Annotated in this window: 14 protein-coding genes; 6 read left to right on the plus strand and 8 right to left on the minus strand. The window is 59.3% G+C overall.

What is annotated here, in order from left to right:
* Positions 1–14: 14 nt before the first annotated feature.
* Entirely contained in the window at positions 15–2,237 is a 2,223-nt protein-coding gene (locus VEH04_16040) for an immunoglobulin domain-containing protein (protein HYG24290.1), read from the minus strand.
* A 245-nt stretch (positions 2,238–2,482) separates the two neighbouring features.
* On the opposite strand from VEH04_16040, the gene VEH04_16045 reads away from it, so the two are divergent.
* Positions 2,483–3,118 carry a peroxiredoxin gene (locus tag VEH04_16045; GenBank protein ID HYG24291.1) on the plus strand — a complete coding sequence of 212 codons (636 nt, stop codon included), beginning with the start codon at positions 2,483–2,485 and terminating at the stop codon, positions 3,116–3,118.
* Between the two features lie 49 nt (positions 3,119–3,167).
* Here VEH04_16045 and VEH04_16050 read toward each other — a convergent pair whose 3' ends face one another.
* Complete coding sequence (locus VEH04_16050) at positions 3,168–4,733, minus strand: IMP dehydrogenase (protein HYG24292.1); 1,566 nt, start codon at positions 4,731–4,733, stop codon at positions 3,168–3,170.
* Positions 4,734–4,979: 246 nt separating this feature from the next.
* Here VEH04_16050 and VEH04_16055 point away from each other — a divergent pair, with 246 nt between their 5' ends.
* Positions 4,980–7,295 (plus strand): glycoside hydrolase family 95 protein, encoded by a 2,316-nt coding sequence (locus VEH04_16055; GenBank protein HYG24293.1) that lies wholly within the window; start codon positions 4,980–4,982, stop codon positions 7,293–7,295.
* Positions 7,296–7,310: 15 nt separating this feature from the next.
* Here the strand turns inward: VEH04_16055 and VEH04_16060 are convergent, their stop codons facing one another.
* The 6 genes from VEH04_16060 to VEH04_16085 form a co-directional block, all read right to left on the minus strand.
* A complete protein-coding gene (locus VEH04_16060) occupies positions 7,311–7,937 on the minus strand; it encodes a response regulator transcription factor (GenBank protein HYG24294.1) in 627 nt (208 codons plus the stop codon).
* Positions 7,934–10,039 carry an ATP-binding protein gene (locus tag VEH04_16065; protein ID HYG24295.1) on the minus strand — a complete coding sequence of 702 codons (2,106 nt, stop codon included), beginning with the start codon at positions 10,037–10,039 and terminating at the stop codon, positions 7,934–7,936. Before VEH04_16065 ends, VEH04_16060 begins: the two co-directional genes overlap by 4 nt.
* Positions 10,040–10,232: 193 nt before the next feature.
* Positions 10,233–11,840: a family 16 glycosylhydrolase gene (locus tag VEH04_16070; GenBank protein ID HYG24296.1), complete on the minus strand. Its 1,608-nt coding sequence runs from the start codon at positions 11,838–11,840 to the stop codon at positions 10,233–10,235.
* Between the two features lie 64 nt (positions 11,841–11,904).
* Entirely contained in the window at positions 11,905–14,103 is a 2,199-nt protein-coding gene (locus VEH04_16075) for a BNR-4 repeat-containing protein (protein ID HYG24297.1), read from the minus strand.
* 91 nt (positions 14,104–14,194) lie between these two features.
* Positions 14,195–14,923 (minus strand): PEP-CTERM sorting domain-containing protein, encoded by a 729-nt coding sequence (locus VEH04_16080; GenBank protein HYG24298.1) that lies wholly within the window; start codon positions 14,921–14,923, stop codon positions 14,195–14,197.
* 172 nt (positions 14,924–15,095) lie between these two features.
* Positions 15,096–15,404, minus strand: coding sequence for a metalloregulator ArsR/SmtB family transcription factor (locus tag VEH04_16085; GenBank protein HYG24299.1), 309 nt, complete (start codon positions 15,402–15,404; stop codon positions 15,096–15,098).
* Positions 15,405–15,431: 27 nt separating this feature from the next.
* On the opposite strand from VEH04_16085, the gene VEH04_16090 reads away from it, so the two are divergent.
* The 4 genes from VEH04_16090 to VEH04_16105 all read left to right on the plus strand — a co-directional run bounded on the left by VEH04_16090 (position 15,432) and on the right by VEH04_16105 (position 19,582).
* Positions 15,432–16,031 carry a rhodanese-like domain-containing protein gene (locus tag VEH04_16090; GenBank protein HYG24300.1) on the plus strand — a complete coding sequence of 200 codons (600 nt, stop codon included), beginning with the start codon at positions 15,432–15,434 and terminating at the stop codon, positions 16,029–16,031.
* The gene (locus tag VEH04_16095; GenBank protein HYG24301.1) at positions 16,028–17,698 is read left to right on the plus strand and encodes an FAD-dependent oxidoreductase; all 1,671 of its coding nucleotides are present in this window, start codon (positions 16,028–16,030) and stop codon (positions 17,696–17,698) included. The genes VEH04_16090 and VEH04_16095 overlap by 4 nt, the downstream gene beginning before the upstream one ends.
* Before the next feature lie 33 nt (positions 17,699–17,731).
* On the plus strand, positions 17,732–19,261 hold the full coding sequence (locus VEH04_16100) for a hypothetical protein (protein HYG24302.1): 1,530 nt from the start codon (positions 17,732–17,734) through the stop codon (positions 19,259–19,261).
* 99 nt (positions 19,262–19,360) lie between these two features.
* Positions 19,361–19,582 carry a hypothetical protein gene (locus VEH04_16105; protein HYG24303.1) on the plus strand — a complete coding sequence of 74 codons (222 nt, stop codon included), beginning with the start codon at positions 19,361–19,363 and terminating at the stop codon, positions 19,580–19,582.
* Position 19,583: the final 1 nt, after the last annotated feature.

The raw sequence follows: 19,583 nt of genomic DNA on the forward strand, positions 1-19,583 counted from the left end.
CAGTGCGACGCAGTTCAGGGCCCCGTTGGAGGCCATGGGAGAGCGCCAAAGAAACGGATTGGATCTGCCAGCAGGTTGCCGTTGGTGAACAGGAATGTTCCCCCTGTTTGCTGGTTCGTCACGAGCGGCTGCCACGGAAGGCCAGGGCTCAAGTTCGTTTTGGTGACAAGCACAAATGGAACTGCGTTGCTCACGGCAATCAACAGCGCAGGATTCGTGGTTTGGGAGATTAACGATGCGCGCAACACGGGCGGATCCAGCAGATTGATGATCGCAACCGTGTTGGTCGCCACACCCACGAAGTTGCTCATCACGACTGAATACGTGCCCACCTTCGCCTCGTTGAAACCAGTGATCGCGAGCGCCGGCCCCGTCGCGCCAGTGATGTCCTGCCCATTGAGGCGCCATCGACATGCAGGCGCGGGAACCCAGTTGGTGGCGGGCATGTTCAACACCATGCCGCCGCCTTCAGGAAGCCAGTGGTAGCCGGGCGCTTCGGGAATCGCTGGCGCGATGCCCATTGAGGACGTCAGGTCAAGATCACCATTCGACTGATATGCCTCGACCACGATCATGTATTTGGCCCCGTTCGTCGCCTGGAACAGAATTTTTCCAGGCTGCTCGACGAGCGCGCTGCTCGTGTCGCACGCCAGGGGTGTGGTGTGAATGCTCATTGGATCCAGGTAGACTGCCAAACGCGTCAGGACATCGCTGCCAGCGGATGTTACGTGGATGGAGCCCGTGTTGGTTGCCTGGAGTCCGCGGTAACGATACTTGCTTGAAAACGGATTATTACACGGAGTCAGGTGCACCGCGCCGGCGTTGGTCGCGGGTGCATGAAGCGAGTCGGTGCCGCCAATGCCGATCGATATGAAACCCGCGCCCGGGCGGTTGCCGTTTGCCGAGGGTTGCGAAACACTTTGGAACTTGGGGTGCAAGAGGGCGCCTGAGGTTGTTGCAATCTGCAGTTCCGCCCGCCCGCTTTCCCGTTCGATCCCGGTGCTGCTCTTTGTGCGAACTGAGTAGAAGCCGACATCATCAGGCCCGGCGTCCATTACACGAAACACGCGGCCAGTTGCGCCGTTGATCGCCGTGCCTTCAAAAAACCATTGATACGCAATTCCCGGCGGTCCGGCCGCGACCTGGAAGGTTGCGTTGCTGCCGTTGAGCACAGCTTGCGACATTGGCGGGGACAGGAACATTGGAACGACATCTGTGGTGGAAAGGATTCCCCAGGTGAGCGTGAATGGCCCGCCCACTCCCGCCACGTCAAAGCCATCCAACATGATCTGATAACTCGTTCCCTTTTTTCCGTTAAACTCCAGCCGGCTCGTCTTGAATCCACCTGCATCATCATCGAATGCAACGAGATTGAGGGTTGACAGCGAACTGCCGGTAAACACGCCGAGCAGCGTGTCGAACCCGCTGCCGCGCGCAGTGATGGTTGCAATGCCATCCGTCGGGCAGAGCCATTCGAACCAGACCGTCCGGCCCCCGCCAGTGAAGACAGGCTCTCCCTTGACGCTGGTTGCGTTCGCGCTGTTCCCCTGCAGGATTCCCTGCATTCCTTGAAGGTGCGGTCGTGATTCGAAGGCGTCCGCAGGTGCGGGATCGGTAGCGTCCTTGACGACGAGCAATGCGGGCGCTGGCATGATCGCCTGCTCGGGGTTCACAACCATGACGCTGAACGCTCCACCGTCCTGTGCATTCAGGTTCGTGAAATCCAATGCAGAATTGGTTTCGTTTGCGAGCGGAACTCCGTTCAACTGCCATTGATAAAAGATGGGTGGATTCCCGGCTGCGACCACTTCCAATCTCACGTCTTCTCCCGGCAGCGCGTTGATATTTTCCGGGGTTTCGACGAGCGTCAACGGCCCGAAGAGGTTGAGGACTGCACTGCTGCTGACGATTCCGCGCGGAGCGGCGTCATTGGCAATCATCACGGCGTATTGGCCTGCATTGGATACCTGCACGTTCGTGAGCGTCAAGGCGGGGCCCGCCTGGCTCCAAGGCACGAGAACGTTTCCATTGCGAAGCCATTGAAAGCTGAAGGGAGGCGTTCCAGTCACGACGACGCTGAACGTTACGGTGTTGCCGGGAAACACGGTTTGACTGCCGGGTTGCTGGAGGATCGACGGCGGTTCCTGCGCTCCTGCCAGGGGCAAGTCCGCGGCCGTGAATATCCAGGCGACAAGCAAAGTCCATGGAAAAAGAGATCGAGCTGGCAACACTCTCATGCGCTTTTCACTCCATCAGTTGGTGTGCTTGCATGGATAACCTGTTTTCCTTCTGAGACAAAGCGGCATTTATCGTTGTTCGTTTCCAGCCATTACAGAAGCAATCGCCACCTCGCTATTACAGGTTTCCGTTTGGAGGGTCTGAACGGCGAAGCTTGACCTTGAACGAAATGCCCGGATGCCTTACAAAGCAGGGCATTACCCGATGACATCGCGCTGACGGAGTCATCACAGCTTTAGATTTTATGGCATTACGATTAGGCGACATGGCTCCGAATTTCACCGCGGTGACGACGGAGGGAGAAATCGATTTCCACAATTGGCTCGGCGATTCATGGGGCGTTCTTTTTTCCCATCCTGCCGATTACACCCCGGTCTGCACGACCGAACTGGGAGCCGTCGCAAAGATCAAAGCCGAATTCGAGAAGCGCAATGTGAAGGTTCTTGCAATCAGCGTTGATCCGCTTGATTCCCATCACGGCTGGATCAGGGACATCAACGAAACGCAGGCGTGCGCAATGAACTTTCCCATCATCGCGGATCCCGAACGCAAGGTGGCGGCGGCCTATGACATGATCCACCCCAACGCGGACGACAGGGCGACCGTGCGGTCGGTTTTCGTGATTGGCCCGGACAAGAAGATCAAGCTGACCATCACCTACCCGGCAAGCACGGGCCGCAACTTTATGGAAATCCTGCGCGTAATTGATTCGCTGCAACTTACGGCCAAGCATCGCGTCGCGACGCCTGCCAATTGGGAAGATGGGCAGGACTGCATCGTGACACCGGCGGTATCCGACGACGAAGCGGCGAAGCTGTTCCCGAAGGGCGTGCGCAAGGTGAAACCTTATTTGCGCTACACGCCGCAGCCGAATCGCTGATTCGCCGCAGCCGGCCACTGCTGCAGCGCTTGTTCGAGCGCCGCTTGGTCTAGCGTCCCGTCTTCAGTTCAACAACGTCGTGTGGCGCTGCTTCGCGCTGTCCCGCGGGGCTGACCCGAATGTAACGCGCCTTCTCCCGCAGCTGGAGAAGGTTGGCCGCGCCGAGATAGCCCATGCCGGATTGGATGCCGCCGATCAACTGCGCGAGGACGCGGTCGACTGGCCCCGCCACTTCCTTCAACGCTTCAACGCCTTCGGGCGCCACCTTTTGGGTGGGATTTTTTTCATGACCGTAGCGCGCGGCCGAGCCTGATTTCATCGCGGCCATGCTGCCCATCCCTCGATACTGTTTGTAGAGTTTGCCGCTGATTTCCATGACCTCGCCCGGCGCTTCCGTGCAGCCTGCGAGAATTCCGCCGCAAATCACGCCGTGCGCGAGGGTCAATGCTTTCACGATGTCGCCGGATTTGGTGATGCCGCCGTCGGCGAGAATGCACACCTTTTTCTTTCTGGCCGCTTGCGAAGCGACATAGAGCGCGGTCATCTGGGGAATTCCAACCCCCGCAACAATGCGCGTGGTGCAAATCGAGCCCGGACCCTGGCCCACTTTGACCGCGGCCGCGCCGGAATCCGCGAGGAATTGCACGCCATCAGCGCTCGTCACATTGCCGGCTACGATCGGAAGCTTCGGAAACGCATCATGCAACATCCGCACCGTATCCCCAACGCCTTTGCTGTGACCATGCGCCGTGGAGACCGCCACCACGTCCAGCCCGCGTTCGACCAGCGCTCCCACGTGGTTCAGGATTCGTTCGCGATCCAATTCGCCGAATGCGTTGCGCGTCGCTGAAACGGCCGCGCCACAGATCAGGCGGAACTGCGCGTCGCGTGCCGCCTTGAACTGCGCGTTGCGTTCCTGGGTGATGCGCTCGACATCGCTCATCGTGAACAAGCCGTGCAGATGATCCTTCTCGTCGACAACCAGAAGCTTGTGAATGCCAGGATGCTCGGTGAAGAACCGGTCAGCGCGGGCGATTGCGTCCTTGCCCAGTTCCTTCCTGTTGATGGTTTCCACCTGGTCCCGCGGAGTGAGTGCCTCGGCAACCTTCTGCTTGGCGTAACGCGGTTTGACGACGTGGCCCGAAAGCAAACCCATCAAGCGGCCGCTGTTGTCCACAACGGGAAAGGTGCTGAATCCAAAACGCTTCTGTTCGATCAATTCCAGCACGTCGCCGATGTACTGGTCCGGGGAAACCCGAATCGGATCCTGGATCAGGCCGTGAACATGATTCTTGACGCGGCTCACCTCGGACAATTGCTGGCGTTCAGGCATGTTGTAATGAATCAATCCGAGCCCGCCATTCAGAGCCATGGCGATGGCCATACGCGATTCGGTGACCGTGTCCATGTCGGAAGAGATCACGGGAATGTTCAGTTGCAGGCTGTCCGCAAGCTGAACTTCCAGGTGGGTGTCGCGCGGCAGAACCTCCGAATACTGCGTGGCAAGGGTGATGTCGTCGAACGTCAGGCCGATGCCGCTGTAGCTGGGAAAAAAAGCATCCGCGGCCTTGTAAAATCGGGAATCAACACTGTCGAAATCTTTGCTTGCTGCCATGTGCAAGATTGCCGCGTGGGTCCGGAACTTGGCAAGCGGGATTTGGCACGCAACGCCGGCGCAGGGGTGAGGAAGAAAGCAACAACGGTTTCAACATGCGCTGCGCCTGCCAACGCTGCAGCCGTTGCCGTTACTTTTCATTACAGATTCCGGCGAGGTTCGCCGTCAATTGCCGTTGAACCGCGCCGTGCTTCGCGATTAACTGCCCGGGCGCTGCAGTACCTGCGACGCATTCAGGAACTGCTTATGAACCCATTCAGCCTCCTTCCAATTCTGTTCTGCGCGGTTTCAATCGCGGCCGCGGCGCCTGCAGCAGATGCGCTCACGCTTTGGTACGATAAACCTGCAGGGGAATGGAATGAGGCGCTTCCCGTCGGAAACGGGCGGCTGGGGGCGATGGTGTTTGGCGGAATCGAGCGCGAACGCATTCAGCTGAATGAGCAAACCATCTGGGCGGGACCGCCGGTGCCGGAACCGCGAACTAATCGCGCCGCACTGCTCGCGCAGTCGCGGCAATTGCTGTTCGATCGAAAGTTCAGCGAAGCACAGGAACTCGTGCATCGGCAGATCATGTCCTCACCCGTTGAACCACGCAGTTACCAGCCGCTGGGGGACTTGACACTCGACTTCGGCAAGGCCAGCGAACCAGCACGCTACCGGCGTTCGTTAAATCTCGATGATGCCATCGCAACCACCGTGTACGAACAGGGCGGCGTGGAGTTCCGCCGTGAAGTCTTCGCAAGCCGCATCGACGATGTGATTCTCGTAAGGCTCACTGCCAGCAGGCCGAAGCAGATTTCCTTTCGCGTATCGCTGTCGCGACCCGGTGTGACAGTGGTCGCGCAGCAAAACATGCTCGTCATGCGCGGACAGGCGGCACACGGCCTCGAGCACAAAGGCGTGCGCTTTGAAGCGCGGCTTCGGGTTCTCAATGAAGGGGGCGCGAATTACGCCTCGTCCAATCAGTTGGAGATTGTGGACGCCGACGCAGTCACGCTCATCCTTGCGGCGGCGACGGATTACAATCGCGACGAGCCGCTGCAGCCGCTGAGGCGCGATCTGGGTGATGATTGTGACGCGGCGTTGAACAAGGTGGATCGTCGCTACGCCAACGCGCGTGCGAGGAACGTCGCGGCGCATCGGGAGATCTTCCGCCGCGTGCATCTGGCTCTCGGAGCAACGCCCGCGAAATCCACTCGCGCGCGACTCGAAGCCGTCAAGGCAGGTTCGGACGATCCCGCGCTGGCAGCGCTGTATTTTCAGTATGGCCGTTATCTGTTGATGGGATGTTCGCGTCCTGGCGGCCTGCCCGCGAACCTGCAGGGGCTCTGGAACGAACACATGCGCGCCCCCTGGAACAGCGATTACCACATCAATGTGAACCTGCAGATGAACTACTGGCACGCTGAAGTCGCAAACCTCAGTGAATGTCATCAACCCTTCTTCGATTTCATTGATGGACTGGTTCCGTCGGGCCGGCGCGTGGCGGAGGCTCTCGGTTGCGGCGGATTTGCCGCATGCCTGACGAGCGATCCATGGCGATGGAATGCGCTCTACGGAAGTCCACAGTGGGGCATGTGGGTGATGGGCGGAGGATGGTGTTCCCAACATTTCATGGAGCACTACCGGTTCACGGGCAACCGCGCGTTTCTCCGGGATCGCGCGTATCCCATCCTACGCGAGGCTTCATTGTTCTACCTCGACTGGCTTGTGCCGGATCCAAAAACAGGGAAGCTCGTTTCCGGCCCGAGCACATCACCCGAAAACGTGTTTGTTGCGCCGGATGGCAAACGCGTGAACCTGACGATGGGCTGCGCCATGGACCAGGAAATCATCTGGGACGTTTTCAGCAACACACTGGAAGCAGCGCGTGAACTGGGGATTCGTGATGACTTTACTGTCCGCGTTGAAAAGGCGCTGTCGCAACTCGCGCTGCCCACGATCGGATCCGACGGCCGGCTGATGGAGTGGGCGGAGGAATTTGAAGAGGCCGAGCCGGGTCATCGCCATATTTCGCACCTGTTCGCGCTGCACCCCGGCCGCCAGTTCAACCTGGATAATGCGCCTGACATGGTCGCCGCCGCGCGCAAGAGCATCGATCATCGGCTTTCAAAAGGAGGCGGCCACACGGGCTGGAGCCGTGCCTGGATCATCAACTTCTGGGCCCGCTTCCGCGATGCGGAAAAGGCGCATGAAAACCTTGTGGCACTCTTCCAGAAATCGACCCTCCCAAACCTGTTCGACACACATCCGCCGTTCCAGATGGACGGCAATTTTGGGGGCGCGGCGGGAATTGCCGAGATGCTGATCCAAAGTCATGACGGCGCGATTACGCTGTTGCCCGCTTTGCCTCATGCGTGGGCCTCGGGTTCCGTTAAAGGACTGCGCGCTCGCGGCGGATTTGAAATCGACATCGCCTGGCACGAGGGGCGCCTCACGCACGCGCGCGTCCGTTCGCTGCTCGGCAATCAAGCAACCCTGCGTTACGGACAACGAACGGCGGCAGTTGAAATTTCGAAGGGCAAAGCGATCGAATTGGATGCTGAACTGAGCCAGCGTTGAGCTGGAGGTGACGGGCTATTTGGCTGGCCGGAATTTCAGGGCGGCTTCGGTTCGGGAATGGACGTGGAGCTTGTGATAGATGTGCTTCAGGTGCCATCGCACAGCAGCAAGGGTAACGCTGAGGCGCTCGGCAATCTCCTTGTTGGACAAGCCATGGACCACAAGTTCCAGGACTTCGCGCTCGCGCGTGGTCAGCCGGTCCACCTCTTCTGTTATCGTCGTCTGTTCCCGGAAATAGCCGATCACCTTGCGGGCGATTTCACCGCTCATCGCTCCGCCGCCCTGCTGCACTTCGCGCATGGCATTCAGAACGTCCTCGGGCATTGATCTTTTCAAGAGGTAGCCGGAAGCGCCGGCACGCAGCGCGCTGAAAATGCGATCGGGATCTTCATACACGGTGACCATGATCGCTTTCACCGCAGGCAGGAGTTCCTTGAGCCTCGCCACGCAATCGACTCCCGACATGTTCGGCAATTGAATGTCCATGAGCACGAGCTCGGGTGCGTGCTTCGGCAGGACGCGCAGCGCCTCCTCCGCGGTGGAACAGGTGCAGACGCAGCGGAATTCGCTTGAAAGATTGACGATCGTTTCGAGTCCCTCGCGGGTGGTTCGATTATCTTCAACAATGGCAACTTTGGTCATGAGGTCGGGTGTTCCGAAAGCGGCAGCGAAAGTTCCACCGTGGTGCCTTCCCCAGGAACGCTGCGGACCTGGCATTGCCCCCCGAGCTTTTGCATTCGCTCCGTCATGCTTGCCAGTCCGTCGCTCCCGGGCAATCCCTCAGTTGAAGCGAATCCGCGGCCGTTGTCTGCCACTGTGATCTGCAATTGGTCCTCTGTTGCTTCCATCGCGATACGCACTTCCGACGCGCCGGAATGGCGGACGGAATTGTTCAGCGCTTCCTTGAACGCGAGGAAGACGCCGTGGCGTAATCGGGAATCCAGCGGGGTATTCGGAAACGAATCCGCTACGTGCAGGCGGCAGGCCATGCCGGCGAGGTTGAGGAAGCGCTGGGCGAAAAGGGAATAATAGCTCGCGAGTGAAGCGACAGAATCGTATTTGGGATTCACCGCCCACACGATTTCATCGAGCGTCGCAACGACCGCGCGGGACACCTCGGCAAGCTTGGACAGGTAACGCTCGCGATTTTCAGGAGGAAGCGACGGCGTGCGAATGAGCGATCCCAGAATGCTCACTTCCGTGAGTGTTGCGCCGAGTTCATCATGCAGGTCCTGCGCAACCCGGGTCCGTTCCTGTTCGATGAGGCGCTGGCGTTCGGCGCGCTGCCGTTCAATGATCTGCACTTCCAGTTCCTGCGTTCGGGTCGCCACGCGCCGCCGCAGCACCATGACCCAGGTGAACGCCGCCGCCGCGACGAAGCCCAGCGCGCCTGCCATCCAAAGCACCTTTTGCAGTGTCCACCACGGTGGCGATTGCAAGACGAGCACATCGGCGCGGGAACGCATTTGAACGCGGAAGGATCGCGCCCGCCAATGATCGCCGGCGCTCCATTCGCCGGGAACGATGCGGCAGACGCCGGTGACCAGGACTCGGCTGCCGTTCTCAATTGACGAGAACGCATCCTGGCCCAGAGGTTGATCGAGGTAGGCGTGGAATGTGAATTCCCCGTCCTGCAGGATCAGGTAACGTTCGGTCCCGTGGATTGCGCGGTCGAGCAGCTTCCCTGACACCTCAATCAAACGGCAATCATGCTTTCCCTTCAATGCTTCATCGGGAGTCACGCGGGCGGGGGCGGGCGCGGCGCCGTGTGCGGTCTTGCGATAAACCGCATCCTGCAGCATCGGCGTATACGAGCCCTGCGCAACGAATCCAAGGGCCTCAACGCGATCACCCAGCGCAAGCGGTTCGCGCTCGCGTGTCTGCACCTCCACGCCCTGATCGCCGTCCTGGAGGAAAATGCGGCGGCCTGTCTCATACAGGATGACGGTGCCCGCAACTTTCACCCGGTGGCCGTATGATTCACGTGGCGCAAACTGCAGCAGGCTCGACATGGGACGCGGCGTGATCGCAAATGGATCCGCGGGTGCCGGTTGTTCAATGACGAGATCCTCCGGCCGTGGGACCATCAGCCGAATGGCAAACAATTGCCGCTGGTGATTGAATTGCGTCGAGCAGACGCCTCGCACTCGAATCGTGCTGTCGAGCAAATCGGCATTCCTCTCCACGGGCAGCTGGCTGGCGAACGCGGTGAGACGCCCGCCGCCCGTCGCGATCTCGATCACGTGATGGGGGAATCCTTCGTAAAGAGTCGCTGAACGAACAATCCCCGAGATTTCGACAAACTGGCTGTCCTCCTGTCCGCTGGCGAGCTGCTCGTAAGTGACGGGCTTTGGCTTCGGCAATGGCGCTTCGCCAACAACAGTGATTTTTTCCGGAACAACGATGGGTGCGTATTCTCCGGGACTCGTGACGCCTTCGACCTCGACCAACTGGCCTGGCGAGACTTCCAGCGGAAGACCTGCGTCGAACAGGTAAATGCCAGCGGTGTCGTCCTGAACGAAGCGTGAATAGAGCCGGGAGTCGGAGAACGTCACCACTGCACGGAGGTGAACCCTGCGTTTTTGCTGCGCCTCCTCAACGGAGAGGCTGCGGATTGCCGCTGCGGAGCGCAAAACGCCTTCGGCCGCAATCGCCTCGTTGAGCGACGATGCGCAGCAAACGGCGAGCAAGGCGTTCAGTGGAAAGCGGATTCGCGATTGAGGAGTGGGGAGAGACGGCTTCAAGCGCATGTCGGGTCAGGTCGTGCCGGGGCAACAGATTCTGGCGCATTCGTTCTCTCTTTCCGCCTGGGAAAAGTCAAGCGCCTGGAGCGCCCCGTTTCACGGCGCTTCAGCGGTCGTGAGCAGGACGCGTAGACCGCCGCCATCGCATTCGCAAGTTACCGTGTTGAAGCGGCATGAATGCCGCGCGCCTGTGCTACTCCAACAAACGAACCATGCGGAAAAAAGCGGCATCGTCGGCATTTTCGACAGGGACCGAAAGCACGCCGCCGTCGCCGGACGCGGTGGAAATCGGAGTCCAGACAGGATTATTGAGCTGATCTTTGGCCTGCAGCTGGTAAGGGATGCCGAGGCAGGTAGGGTACCGGAAATGCATCCCGTTCTCATTCAATGCAAAGGAAGCTAACGCAGGAACTTCAGTGACCGGGTCGAGTTCCACGCGGAGATCGTCAAAAGAAACTGAACCGCTGGCCGAGGCGGGCTGGCGGAAAACAACCTGATACCGCATCGCGCTGGTATTCGCGGGCGCAATCAGGTTGGTCACCGTTCCGATCACGGCAGAGTTAGCAGGGTTCAACTGAATATCCACCCGCAGCCGGACCCAGCTGCCCGGCGGCGACGCGGAATCGAGGAATCTCGAGCGATACAAGGCCAGCACGTTTGCAGCGGCATCGCGGAACGACAATTCAACCCACGCGGAATTGGCTCCCGCGATACGATCGTTTCCAGGTGTGAACGCCCACGCATCCGCCCGACCCACCTGGCCGGGTTCGACCGTTCTATCCTGGAAAATGCCGGAATAGTTTTCCGTTCCGTTGAACCGGCCGAACACCTTGAACGAATGATTTCCGCTGTGGACGGCCCCGGATTTGATGGTTTGATGAAGTGTGTTGAACCCGGCGCCATAGGGCGTCCAAGACGATAGCGAACCGGTTTCGAATCCCGCATTGATCAGGGCATTGGTGTTCGGCGAGGTTAGCGCCGCTGGCGCATACACGCGGACGTAGTCAACGGTCATGCGTTGCGGGAACACGGTTGTCGCATCCGGATATCCGGGCCAGTTGCCGCCAACTGCGAGGTTAAGGATCAGGAATTGCGGATCTGTGAACACCCAAGCGGCTCCTGTGGGAAGGCTCGCCGGCGTAACGCTAAAATACTGCTGGCCGTCCACGAACCACTGGATTGAGTTGGTCGTCCACTCGACGGCGTAGACATGGAAGTCATCAGCAAAGGGAGCGTTGTTCGCCAGCGAATAGGGTCCGCCGACTGCGTTGCCGCCGGAGTATCCGGGGCCGTGAATTGTGCCATGAACGATGGTGGGTTCCTTGCCGATGTTTTCCAGGATATCGATTTCTCCGCATGACGGCCAACCGGCCGAGGCGATGTTGGTTCCGAGCATCCAGAACGCAGGCCAGATGCCCTGCCCTCGGGGAATCTTAATCCGCGCCTCAATGCGTCCGTAGCGCCACGACCATTTCCCCTGTGTTTTCAGCCGGGCAGAGGTGTAGCTGCTGCTCGCAAAATTTTCCTGGCGCGCCTCAATCACGAGATGTCCGTCCTCGATTCGCGAGTTGTTCGTGCGAGACGTGTAATACTGCCATTCGTTGTTGCCCCATCCGCTGGCGCCGATGTCGTAAACCCAATTGGAAGAGGCGGGCGCACTGCCGTTCGGTTGCGAGAACTCGTCTGACCAGATCAACGTCCATCCAACAGGAGCCTGCGCCGACAGAAATTGTGGAACAAAGCTGGCGCACGCCAGCAGGACGGCCAAACGCGTTCGAAGCCTCTGAAACGATGCAATCATGACGTGAGAGCGTTGTCGTTGTGTCTCGCAGCGACTAGCTCCCCAAGTGGGTAGTCTTCACCAGCTAGGGATGTCGCAGACGATAAAACACGGCTTCCGCCAATGGATCGATGCCGACGACAGCCTGCGTGACGAGGCTCGTCCCGCTGACGTCGTGCCAGTCCGTTGTCAGGCCGAAGTCCAATGCGTTCGTCTGCGATTGCAGCACCCATCCAATGTGCGTTTCGGGCCAGGAAATCCAAAGGCTTGCTCCGTCCGCGCTGGCGTTCACCTTGGCGGCCGTGGAGCTCGTTGCGCGCGAGTAGCCGACGCCATCGTACCACGTCCGAAGGTTCCAGCCATTCGCCATTCCCGCCCGCGCGGCGGGGTCGTCATCCACATACACCTCAATCTTCCCCTCTGCATCCGCAACAGCAAATCCAAGGGGTGCCTGCTGCAACGTGCGATCCGCTTCGGTGATCAACGGTGGATTGCTGAACTCAGACGCGACCGGCGTGGGGTGGGTCGAATTGGCGAACAGCGGCAAGGATCCGCCAAGATTAGTCAGGCCCGCGCGCAGCCGCCAATCCTGAGATCCGGCGGCACTCCAGAAATAGGCGTAGATGTTGTAGACCACACCCGGAGTCAAACCGCTGATGGTTGTTTTTAGAGTCGGTGTGTCTTCGCTGTTTCCGTTCGCAGCATTGCCGGCAGCCGATGTGTCGCCTCCCGATTCAAAAGTGGTCGCCGAGTTTCCCAGGGTTCGCAGGCGCCAGACGCCGTCGGTTCCGCTGGATGTCGCGGGGGGATTCAACACGCCCCCGCTTGCCAGCGTGGTATTGCCTGACATTCCGGTGGTCGCATCCACGTAAGTAATCAGCGGCGCGGGAGCAGGCGTTGGAACCCGTGTGGAAAAGAGACCCACGAGAGATGTGGAATACGACGTGTAGGTGGAATAATTTCCCTGAAACCAAATGACGCAAGGCTCGCCGCCATTGCGCCGCGGAATATAGGGACGCAGGTTGTCGACTGTCGAGTTGTGTGTCACCTGCGTCCAATCAAACGTTAAACCGCCGTCGCTCGTCACGCCCCGCCAGAGTTCGTATCGTTCGGCTGCGCGCAACGGAACGTTGGCGGTATTCGCGAGGTTGAATGGATCAGCGGCGTTGCTGGAAATGTAGATGACATTGGGATCCTTCGGATCAACACAAATGCCGCCCGCGTAATCGTCTTCAGCCGAATATAGCGGCCGCCCTGCATGAGCAATGAAGCGCTTCTGCCAGTTCGTTCCAGTCCATCGCGCGTAATAGTAATAGATTCGATCGTCGAACCAGTTTCCTCCCATCACGTTGTCGCGCTGAACTGTGAACACGCACACTGGCTGATTATTGGTGTGGGTTGCTGTTTCCCAGCACCAGGCGCGGGCGGTGGGAATCCATTGATTGGGATCGCTTTGTGCAGCGGCACTGTACTGGTAGATCACCGATCCACGCTCGCCGGAATCGTGGAGGATTGGCAGGTTGGAAAAGCTTTTGACGACGGTTCCGTCGGTTTTGTGGTAAGCGCCATCCCGATAGTAGAGATGATACAGCGAGTTTGCGACATCGCGCGGATGGCCATCCGTGTAGAGAAAGTCGATGCGGTTTTCGTAGTCGGACGAGTACTTCACGTAAGGACGAACCGAGCCGCCCGTGCCAGCCTGGATAAACAGGCGGGGCGACGTCCAATTGCTTCCGCCATTGGTTGACACATATACCGTGGGATTGAAGTTCAGGTTGCGGCAGTAGTTGTAGATTGTGCCTGCCTCAGCAGAAAGCTGGAACGGATTGGCGTAGGTCATCCCTGCGCCGCTCGATGGAATCCGTTGTTCGGATGTCCAATCGGCCGGAGTGGCGGGCTCGGGAGACGTGGAAAGGCGATAGGCAAAAAACTGGTCAGAAATGTGCCGCGCATAAATCGCGAGCAGCCCGCCGTCTCGTTTCGAAAGCAGGCCCGGGTTGTTGTGATCGTCCAGTTGCGTGAAGTCTGAAGCCCAGAGGTTGGTGCCGATGCCTGTGCCGAGGTCGAAAACGCCGAGGGCACTTTTTCCGTCGGCTGCGCGAACGAACCCGAAGTAGAGCTTCCCATTGTGGAACAGCGCGCGCGGATCGTTGTACCAGGTCCACGCTCCATCCCGTGCAATGGTCGCGAAATTTGTCTGAGCCACCGTGCCAGGAGCTGCCGCCAGATGAAGCAGGGCAGCAAGGAGGATCAGTCGAATGGCGGGATCGAGGCGGGATTTCATGCGCGGAACGCGAGTTTGATTTCGGTTTTACAGGAAAAAGGACGCCAAAGCTGATTGGCGTCCTTTGTGAATCTACCCTCCGACGCAGTGGTTACTTTCGGCGGCGCGCCAGCATCCCTGCGAGGCCGAGGCCGAACAGCGCGATCGAGGATGGCTCAGGAACGACGGAGAAGCCGACGCCATCAAACCAGGTGCGGTTGTTGACGGTTGTCGCGGGTGAATAGTCATCGATGAACACCTGCAACGTGCCGTTGTTCACCACGGCCTGCCCGAGATAAGCCTCCCACAGGTTGCGGCTGTTTTCCGTGAATAGGGTCGGCGCGACGTCAAAGCCGTCGCCCGAGGTGACCTGCGTTGCGATCTGCATTCCGGGTTCGTTGACGGGAGTTGTGACCACGCCGAGAACGCGGCTGTAGAGCTGGAGTTCTTCAGCGGTGTTTTGAAGCCCGGCACGCAGGAGCCATTGCTGCTGGTTATCGGCTGTCTCGGTTCCGGGTGACCAGAAGTAGGCGTAGATATTGTAGGTGCCGTTGGCGAGGGAAAGATTGACGGCGAGGCGCGGGGCATTTTCCCCGGCGGATTCGCCCTGGGATTCAAACACATTGCCGCCGCTGGCGAATGTGGTTCGTTCCTCCCACAGTTGATCGGCGCCGGTGGTGCCGTTGAGTGGAGGAGAGAACAAGCCACCATTGGCAAGGGTGGTATTCCCCGCCGCGCCGGAAGTGGCATTCACGAAGGTTTTTTGCGCCGAGGCGCTCGACACGCAAGCGCCCAACACTGTGGACAGCGCGAGCAATCGGATCTGGTTTAGGTTGAACATAGGTTTCCTGGGTTGCTTTGACCGCATTGCACGGCAGAGTTGTATCCGCCGGGTTCCAGAGGGTTCTGATGCTCCGGAATGCCAAGAGACTACGCCGGGTGTGGCTCGCGTCGCCAATCACCTTTTGGGTGAAAAAATCTCGGGTGAACAACGGAGGCAGATCCCGCAGAACTTACGCGATGAGCTGATCGTGCACCAACTCACACAGGCGGATCGTGAGCTGGTCCTTCATCCCGTAGAAAACGCACTGGCCCTCCTTCTTGCGTGTCAGGATCCCGGCCGCCGCCAATAGCGCCAGATGCTTTGAGACGTTTGCCTGGGTCGCGCCGACCGCAGTCACGATATCATTGACACTGAGGGGCCCGCGGCAGAGCGCCTGGAGAATCTTCAGCCGCATCGGCTCGCCCAGAAGGCGAAAATGTTGCGCAATACCTTCAAGCTCGCCATCCGTCAGAAGCCGCTTCTGTTTACCTGTTGCCATATGCCTATATGGTTATATGATCATTCCATGATTAAGGAGTCAAAGCAATCACCGCGATCGATCAGCGTCGCGGAACTCGCCCGCGTGGTTTCGGCTGGCCATTCCGTGAACCTTCTCGATGTCCGGACCCCTGCGGAGCACGGGTCTGTGCATATCCCTGGATCCCGCTTGAGTCCATTGGACCAGCTCTCTGCCGACGCCTGTCTGCACGAACGGAAGGCAGATGACAATCCGCTTTATGTGCTTTGCCAATCGGGAAGCCGGGCGCGCCGGGCCATTGAGCGGCTGGAGCAGGAGGGAATTCGCAATGCCCTTCTCGTCGAAGGGGGAATCCAGGCATGGATCGATGCCGGCCTGCCCGTTGTGCGCGGAACCTCGCAGGTGCTGCCGCTCATGCGGCAGGTGCAGGTGGTTGTGGGACTGATCTCAGCCGCGGGCGCCATTCTCGCTCTGGCGGTGGATCTGCGGTTCGCCGTGATTCCACTGCTGATGGGCGCGGGCCTCCTGTTCGCCGGCCTGACCGGAACTTGCGGACTTGCGCTTGTCCTCGCGCGGATGCCGTGGAATCAGACGAGCCTGCCGCCACAGCCAGGCTGCTGCGGTGCGAACCGTCCGGGAGATCTATGAAAGCAACGCGTCGAATCCTCATTGTAGGCGGCGTTGCCGGTGGCGCGTCAGCGGCTGCAAGGGCGCGCCGGGTGGATGAAAAGGCCGAGATTCACCTTTTCGAGCGCGGCGCATTTATTTCATTCGCGAACTGCGGCCTCCCTTATTTCATTGCCGGGGAAATCGATGATCGATCGAAGCTGATCATCATGACCCCGGAGAAGCTTTGGGAAAGGTCGCGGATTCACGCTCACGTGCGGCATGAAGTCCTCGCGATCAACCGTGCCGCCAAAACCATTCGGGTGAAAGGCCCTGATGGCGCCGAGCGCGACGAGCACTACGATCGTTTGATCCTTAGCCAGGGTGCGAAGCCTATTGTTCCGCCGATCCCTGGAATCGATCTTCCGCATGTGTTCACCTTGCGAGACATTCCCGACATGGATCGCATTGCCGCGTTTCTGGAACACAAACGCCCGCGCCGCGCCGTCGTCATTGGTGGAGGATTCATCGGAATCGAAATGGCCGAAGCGTTTCATCGCCGGGGACTTCACGTGACGATCGTTGAACGGAATCGCCATATTCTGCCGCTGCTGGATTCGGACATGGCAGAACACCTGAAGGGACAGGTCGAGCGGCCGGATTTCTGCTTCCGTCCCAACTCCCAGGCGGCGCGATTCACGGCGCAGGGCGTTGAATTCGAGGACGGGACAAAGCTTGAAGCTGATCTTGTTTTGCTCAGTGTGGGGGTAAAAGCCGAGGTCGAGATGGCCCGCCTGGCTGGATTGGAAATTGGAATTACAGGCGGCGTGAAAACCAATGGGCGCATGGAGTCATCGGATCCCGATATTTTTGCGGTTGGAGACGCGGCGGAAACGGCCCACGCATTGACGGGAGCGAGGGCCAGGATCGCTCTGGCAGGACCGGCGAATCGCCAGGGCAGAATTGCCGGGGCCAATGCGGCGGGAGGGCGAATGACTTACGCGGGCGCGCTGGGAACATCGATTGTGCGGGTCCTTAACATCACGGCGGGCTTCACAGGTTTGAACACGGCCCAGGCAAGTCGTGCAGGCTTCAGCCACTTCACCAGCCTCACGCGGGATTATGACCACGCCCATTATTACCCCGGAGCAAAGCCGGTGTTGATAAAGCTCGTTGCAGAGGAGGGCAGCGGCCGGTTGCTGGGCGCCCAGGTTTTAGGCGAGCAAGGAGTGGACAAACGGGTGGATGTGTTCGCAACGGCAATCGCGGCGCGCATGACGGTATTCGACCTTGAAAACCTCGACCTCGCCTACTCACCGCCTTTCGGCGCGGCCAACGATCCGGTCAATGTCGCGGGGTTCGTCGCCGGGCATATCGCGCGCGGGGATATCCGAACGGTGGCTCCCGAAAGCTGGGCGCCGGACGGCGAATTCCTTCTGGATGTGCGCGATGCCGATGAAGTGCGGGAAACCGGCCGGTTGGAGAATGCGGTCAATATTCCGTTACCCGAACTGCGCGGCCGGCTGGACGAACTGCCGCGGGACCGGCGGATCGTCACCTATTGTCAGAAAGGACAGAGGGGATATCTGGCAGCCTGCGCCTTGAACGGCCGGGGTTTTGAAAATGTGGCCAACCTTCGTGGCGGATTTTTGCACGCACGTTTGAATGGACATGCCGCGTTTGCCGCAGAGCGTCCGACTGAATCTTAGGCAGGCGTGCCACATCCGGTGCTAAATTCCGGCATGAACATTCCTTTGCGGATCCATTGGCGCCACTTCCTTGCTGTGATCGTTGCCGGAACCTCGCTCCCGCTCCATGCCGCTGTCATAAACGTCACGACCAACGACAGCTACTCTAAGATTGAGACAGCGAAGGCGGGCGATGAAGTCGTAATCGAACCGGGGACGTATCGCTTCCGGGTGTACCTGACCGGGCAGGGGAACGCCACCAATCCAATCATCATTCGCGCGGCCGATCCCGCGAATCGGCCGGTTTGGGATTTCGAAAGCTTGTTGGTTGAGACCGCGCCTGGCAGCTATACAGCGGGGGATCGCGGCCGCGGCGCGTGGCAGTTCAGCGAGGGTGCCCGCCATTATCGCGTTTCGGGAATCGTGATTCGCAACGCCCGAACCGCATCTCGCAACTCCGCCGCAATCCGTTACTACAACAGTTCGACCAACCTTTACATCAGCAACTGCCTCTTTGAATGGAATGACAACGGCCTGACCGGTGGAACGCAAGGCAGTGAAGCCACTGTTGAATATTGCGAGTTCAATTCCAATGGGAACACCAACGCTTCGCTCTCCGCACCCAGCCACAATATCTACGTTTATGGTGGCTACCTGACCCTGCGCTACTGCTATGTGCACGATCCCGTCCAGGGCCAGAACTTCCATATCCGCTGCCGGAGGTCGCTGATCGAATACAACTGGTTCGCGCGGGCGAACTCGTATGAGGGCGATCTCATGACGGACGACGACTTCAGCGGCAGCGGGCCGTTCACGCAGACGATGACGCTGCGCGGGAACGTGATCGTGCAAAAGGCGAACCCGCTGAACAATTCACAGGTGGTGGCGGTTTACAATGACGCGGAACTCCCCAATCTCACGCTGAATGTGCATGCCTTTTACAACACATTCGTGGGCAACGGGGGCAACGCCTCTTTCATTCATCTTGCCAACGGTGACGGCACTGCGATGAACGCAGAAATCTCCAACAACATTATTTCAGGAACGGGCCGGCCTTTCCTGAACGACAACCCCGCAGCGGGAACTGTGAGGGGGCAGAACAACTGGCTGCGGCCCAACGCCACCATCGGACCGCTCACAGGTTCGGTGCAATCCTCCGCGCCTGGATTCCGGGATGCGAGCAATCAGGATTTCAGGCTGGCTGAGGACAGTGTGTGCATCGGCGCCGCCAACCCGGATGTTCTTTCGCCTCCGGGGCGCGAGTATTTCCTGAACGAAGTGACAAATCGCATGTGGCGCATTCGCGCCGCCGCGCGCGACATGGGAGCCTTTGAAAGCACGAGCAACGGTCCGGTTTTTGGGCCGAACGACCCGGAGCCGCGGCCGGCATTGTCGGTGTCGTTCACCAACGGCGCCGCGCAGGTCAGTTGGCCGCTGTTTGCGCAGGATTATCAAGTGCAGGAATCACTGCTTCTTGAGGGCGCTGCCTGGCAAAACGCATCCGGTACAGTGACGACGAATGCCGAAGGGGTCACGATGACAGTGGCCTTGACGAACGCCGGGTTTTTTCGCCTGCGCCGCTGAATCAGTGCGCACGCCGGAACGCCGATTTGCACTCAGCTGACGACGATCGAAGAACCAAGCACGCACACGTTGAGCCCCATGTGCGTCGCCGAGAGGGGAATGGCGCTGCTCCCAATTCAGCTGCCCCAGCCGAGTTTAAAGTTAAGCCCGCCGCAAGCCGGCCGATCCGGTGCGGGCAAGGCAGTGATTCCGGAAGGTGGTCAGGAAAAATGGGCCAAGACATGGGAACTGCGAGGTTTTATCGAGATTCCGTCTGATGAGCAGATTTCTGTACTTGCATTCCGCAGGCGGCTTGGCATTCTTGGCCTAGGTATTGGCTAAG

Source organism: Verrucomicrobiia bacterium, assembly GCA_035629175.1.
GTDB lineage: Bacteria > Verrucomicrobiota > Verrucomicrobiia > Limisphaerales > DASXHY01 > DASXHY01.

Excerpts from the sequence above, each read along its gene's own strand:
- VEH04_16100 (HYG24302.1), top strand. The coding sequence starts at position 17,732 with ATGAACATTCCTTTGCGGATCCATTGGCGCCACTTCCTTGCTGTGATC.
- VEH04_16090 (HYG24300.1), top strand. The coding sequence starts at position 15,432 with ATGATTAAGGAGTCAAAGCAATCACCGCGATCGATCAGCGTCGCGGAA.
- VEH04_16050 (HYG24292.1), bottom strand. The coding sequence starts at position 4,733 with ATGGCAGCAAGCAAAGATTTCGACAGTGTTGATTCCCGATTTTACAAG.
- VEH04_16070 (HYG24296.1), bottom strand. The coding sequence starts at position 11,840 with ATGATTGCATCGTTTCAGAGGCTTCGAACGCGTTTGGCCGTCCTGCTG.
- VEH04_16075 (HYG24297.1), bottom strand. The coding sequence starts at position 14,103 with ATGAAATCCCGCCTCGATCCCGCCATTCGACTGATCCTCCTTGCTGCC.
- VEH04_16055 (HYG24293.1), top strand. The coding sequence starts at position 4,980 with ATGAACCCATTCAGCCTCCTTCCAATTCTGTTCTGCGCGGTTTCAATC.
- VEH04_16040 (HYG24290.1), bottom strand. The coding sequence starts at position 2,237 with ATGAGAGTGTTGCCAGCTCGATCTCTTTTTCCATGGACTTTGCTTGTC.
- VEH04_16045 (HYG24291.1), top strand. The coding sequence starts at position 2,483 with ATGGCATTACGATTAGGCGACATGGCTCCGAATTTCACCGCGGTGACG.
- VEH04_16095 (HYG24301.1), top strand. The coding sequence starts at position 16,028 with ATGAAAGCAACGCGTCGAATCCTCATTGTAGGCGGCGTTGCCGGTGGC.
- VEH04_16080 (HYG24298.1), bottom strand. The coding sequence starts at position 14,923 with ATGTTCAACCTAAACCAGATCCGATTGCTCGCGCTGTCCACAGTGTTG.
- VEH04_16060 (HYG24294.1), bottom strand. The coding sequence starts at position 7,937 with ATGACCAAAGTTGCCATTGTTGAAGATAATCGAACCACCCGCGAGGGA.
- VEH04_16105 (HYG24303.1), top strand. The coding sequence starts at position 19,361 with ATGGCGCTGCTCCCAATTCAGCTGCCCCAGCCGAGTTTAAAGTTAAGC.
- VEH04_16085 (HYG24299.1), bottom strand. The coding sequence starts at position 15,404 with ATGGCAACAGGTAAACAGAAGCGGCTTCTGACGGATGGCGAGCTTGAA.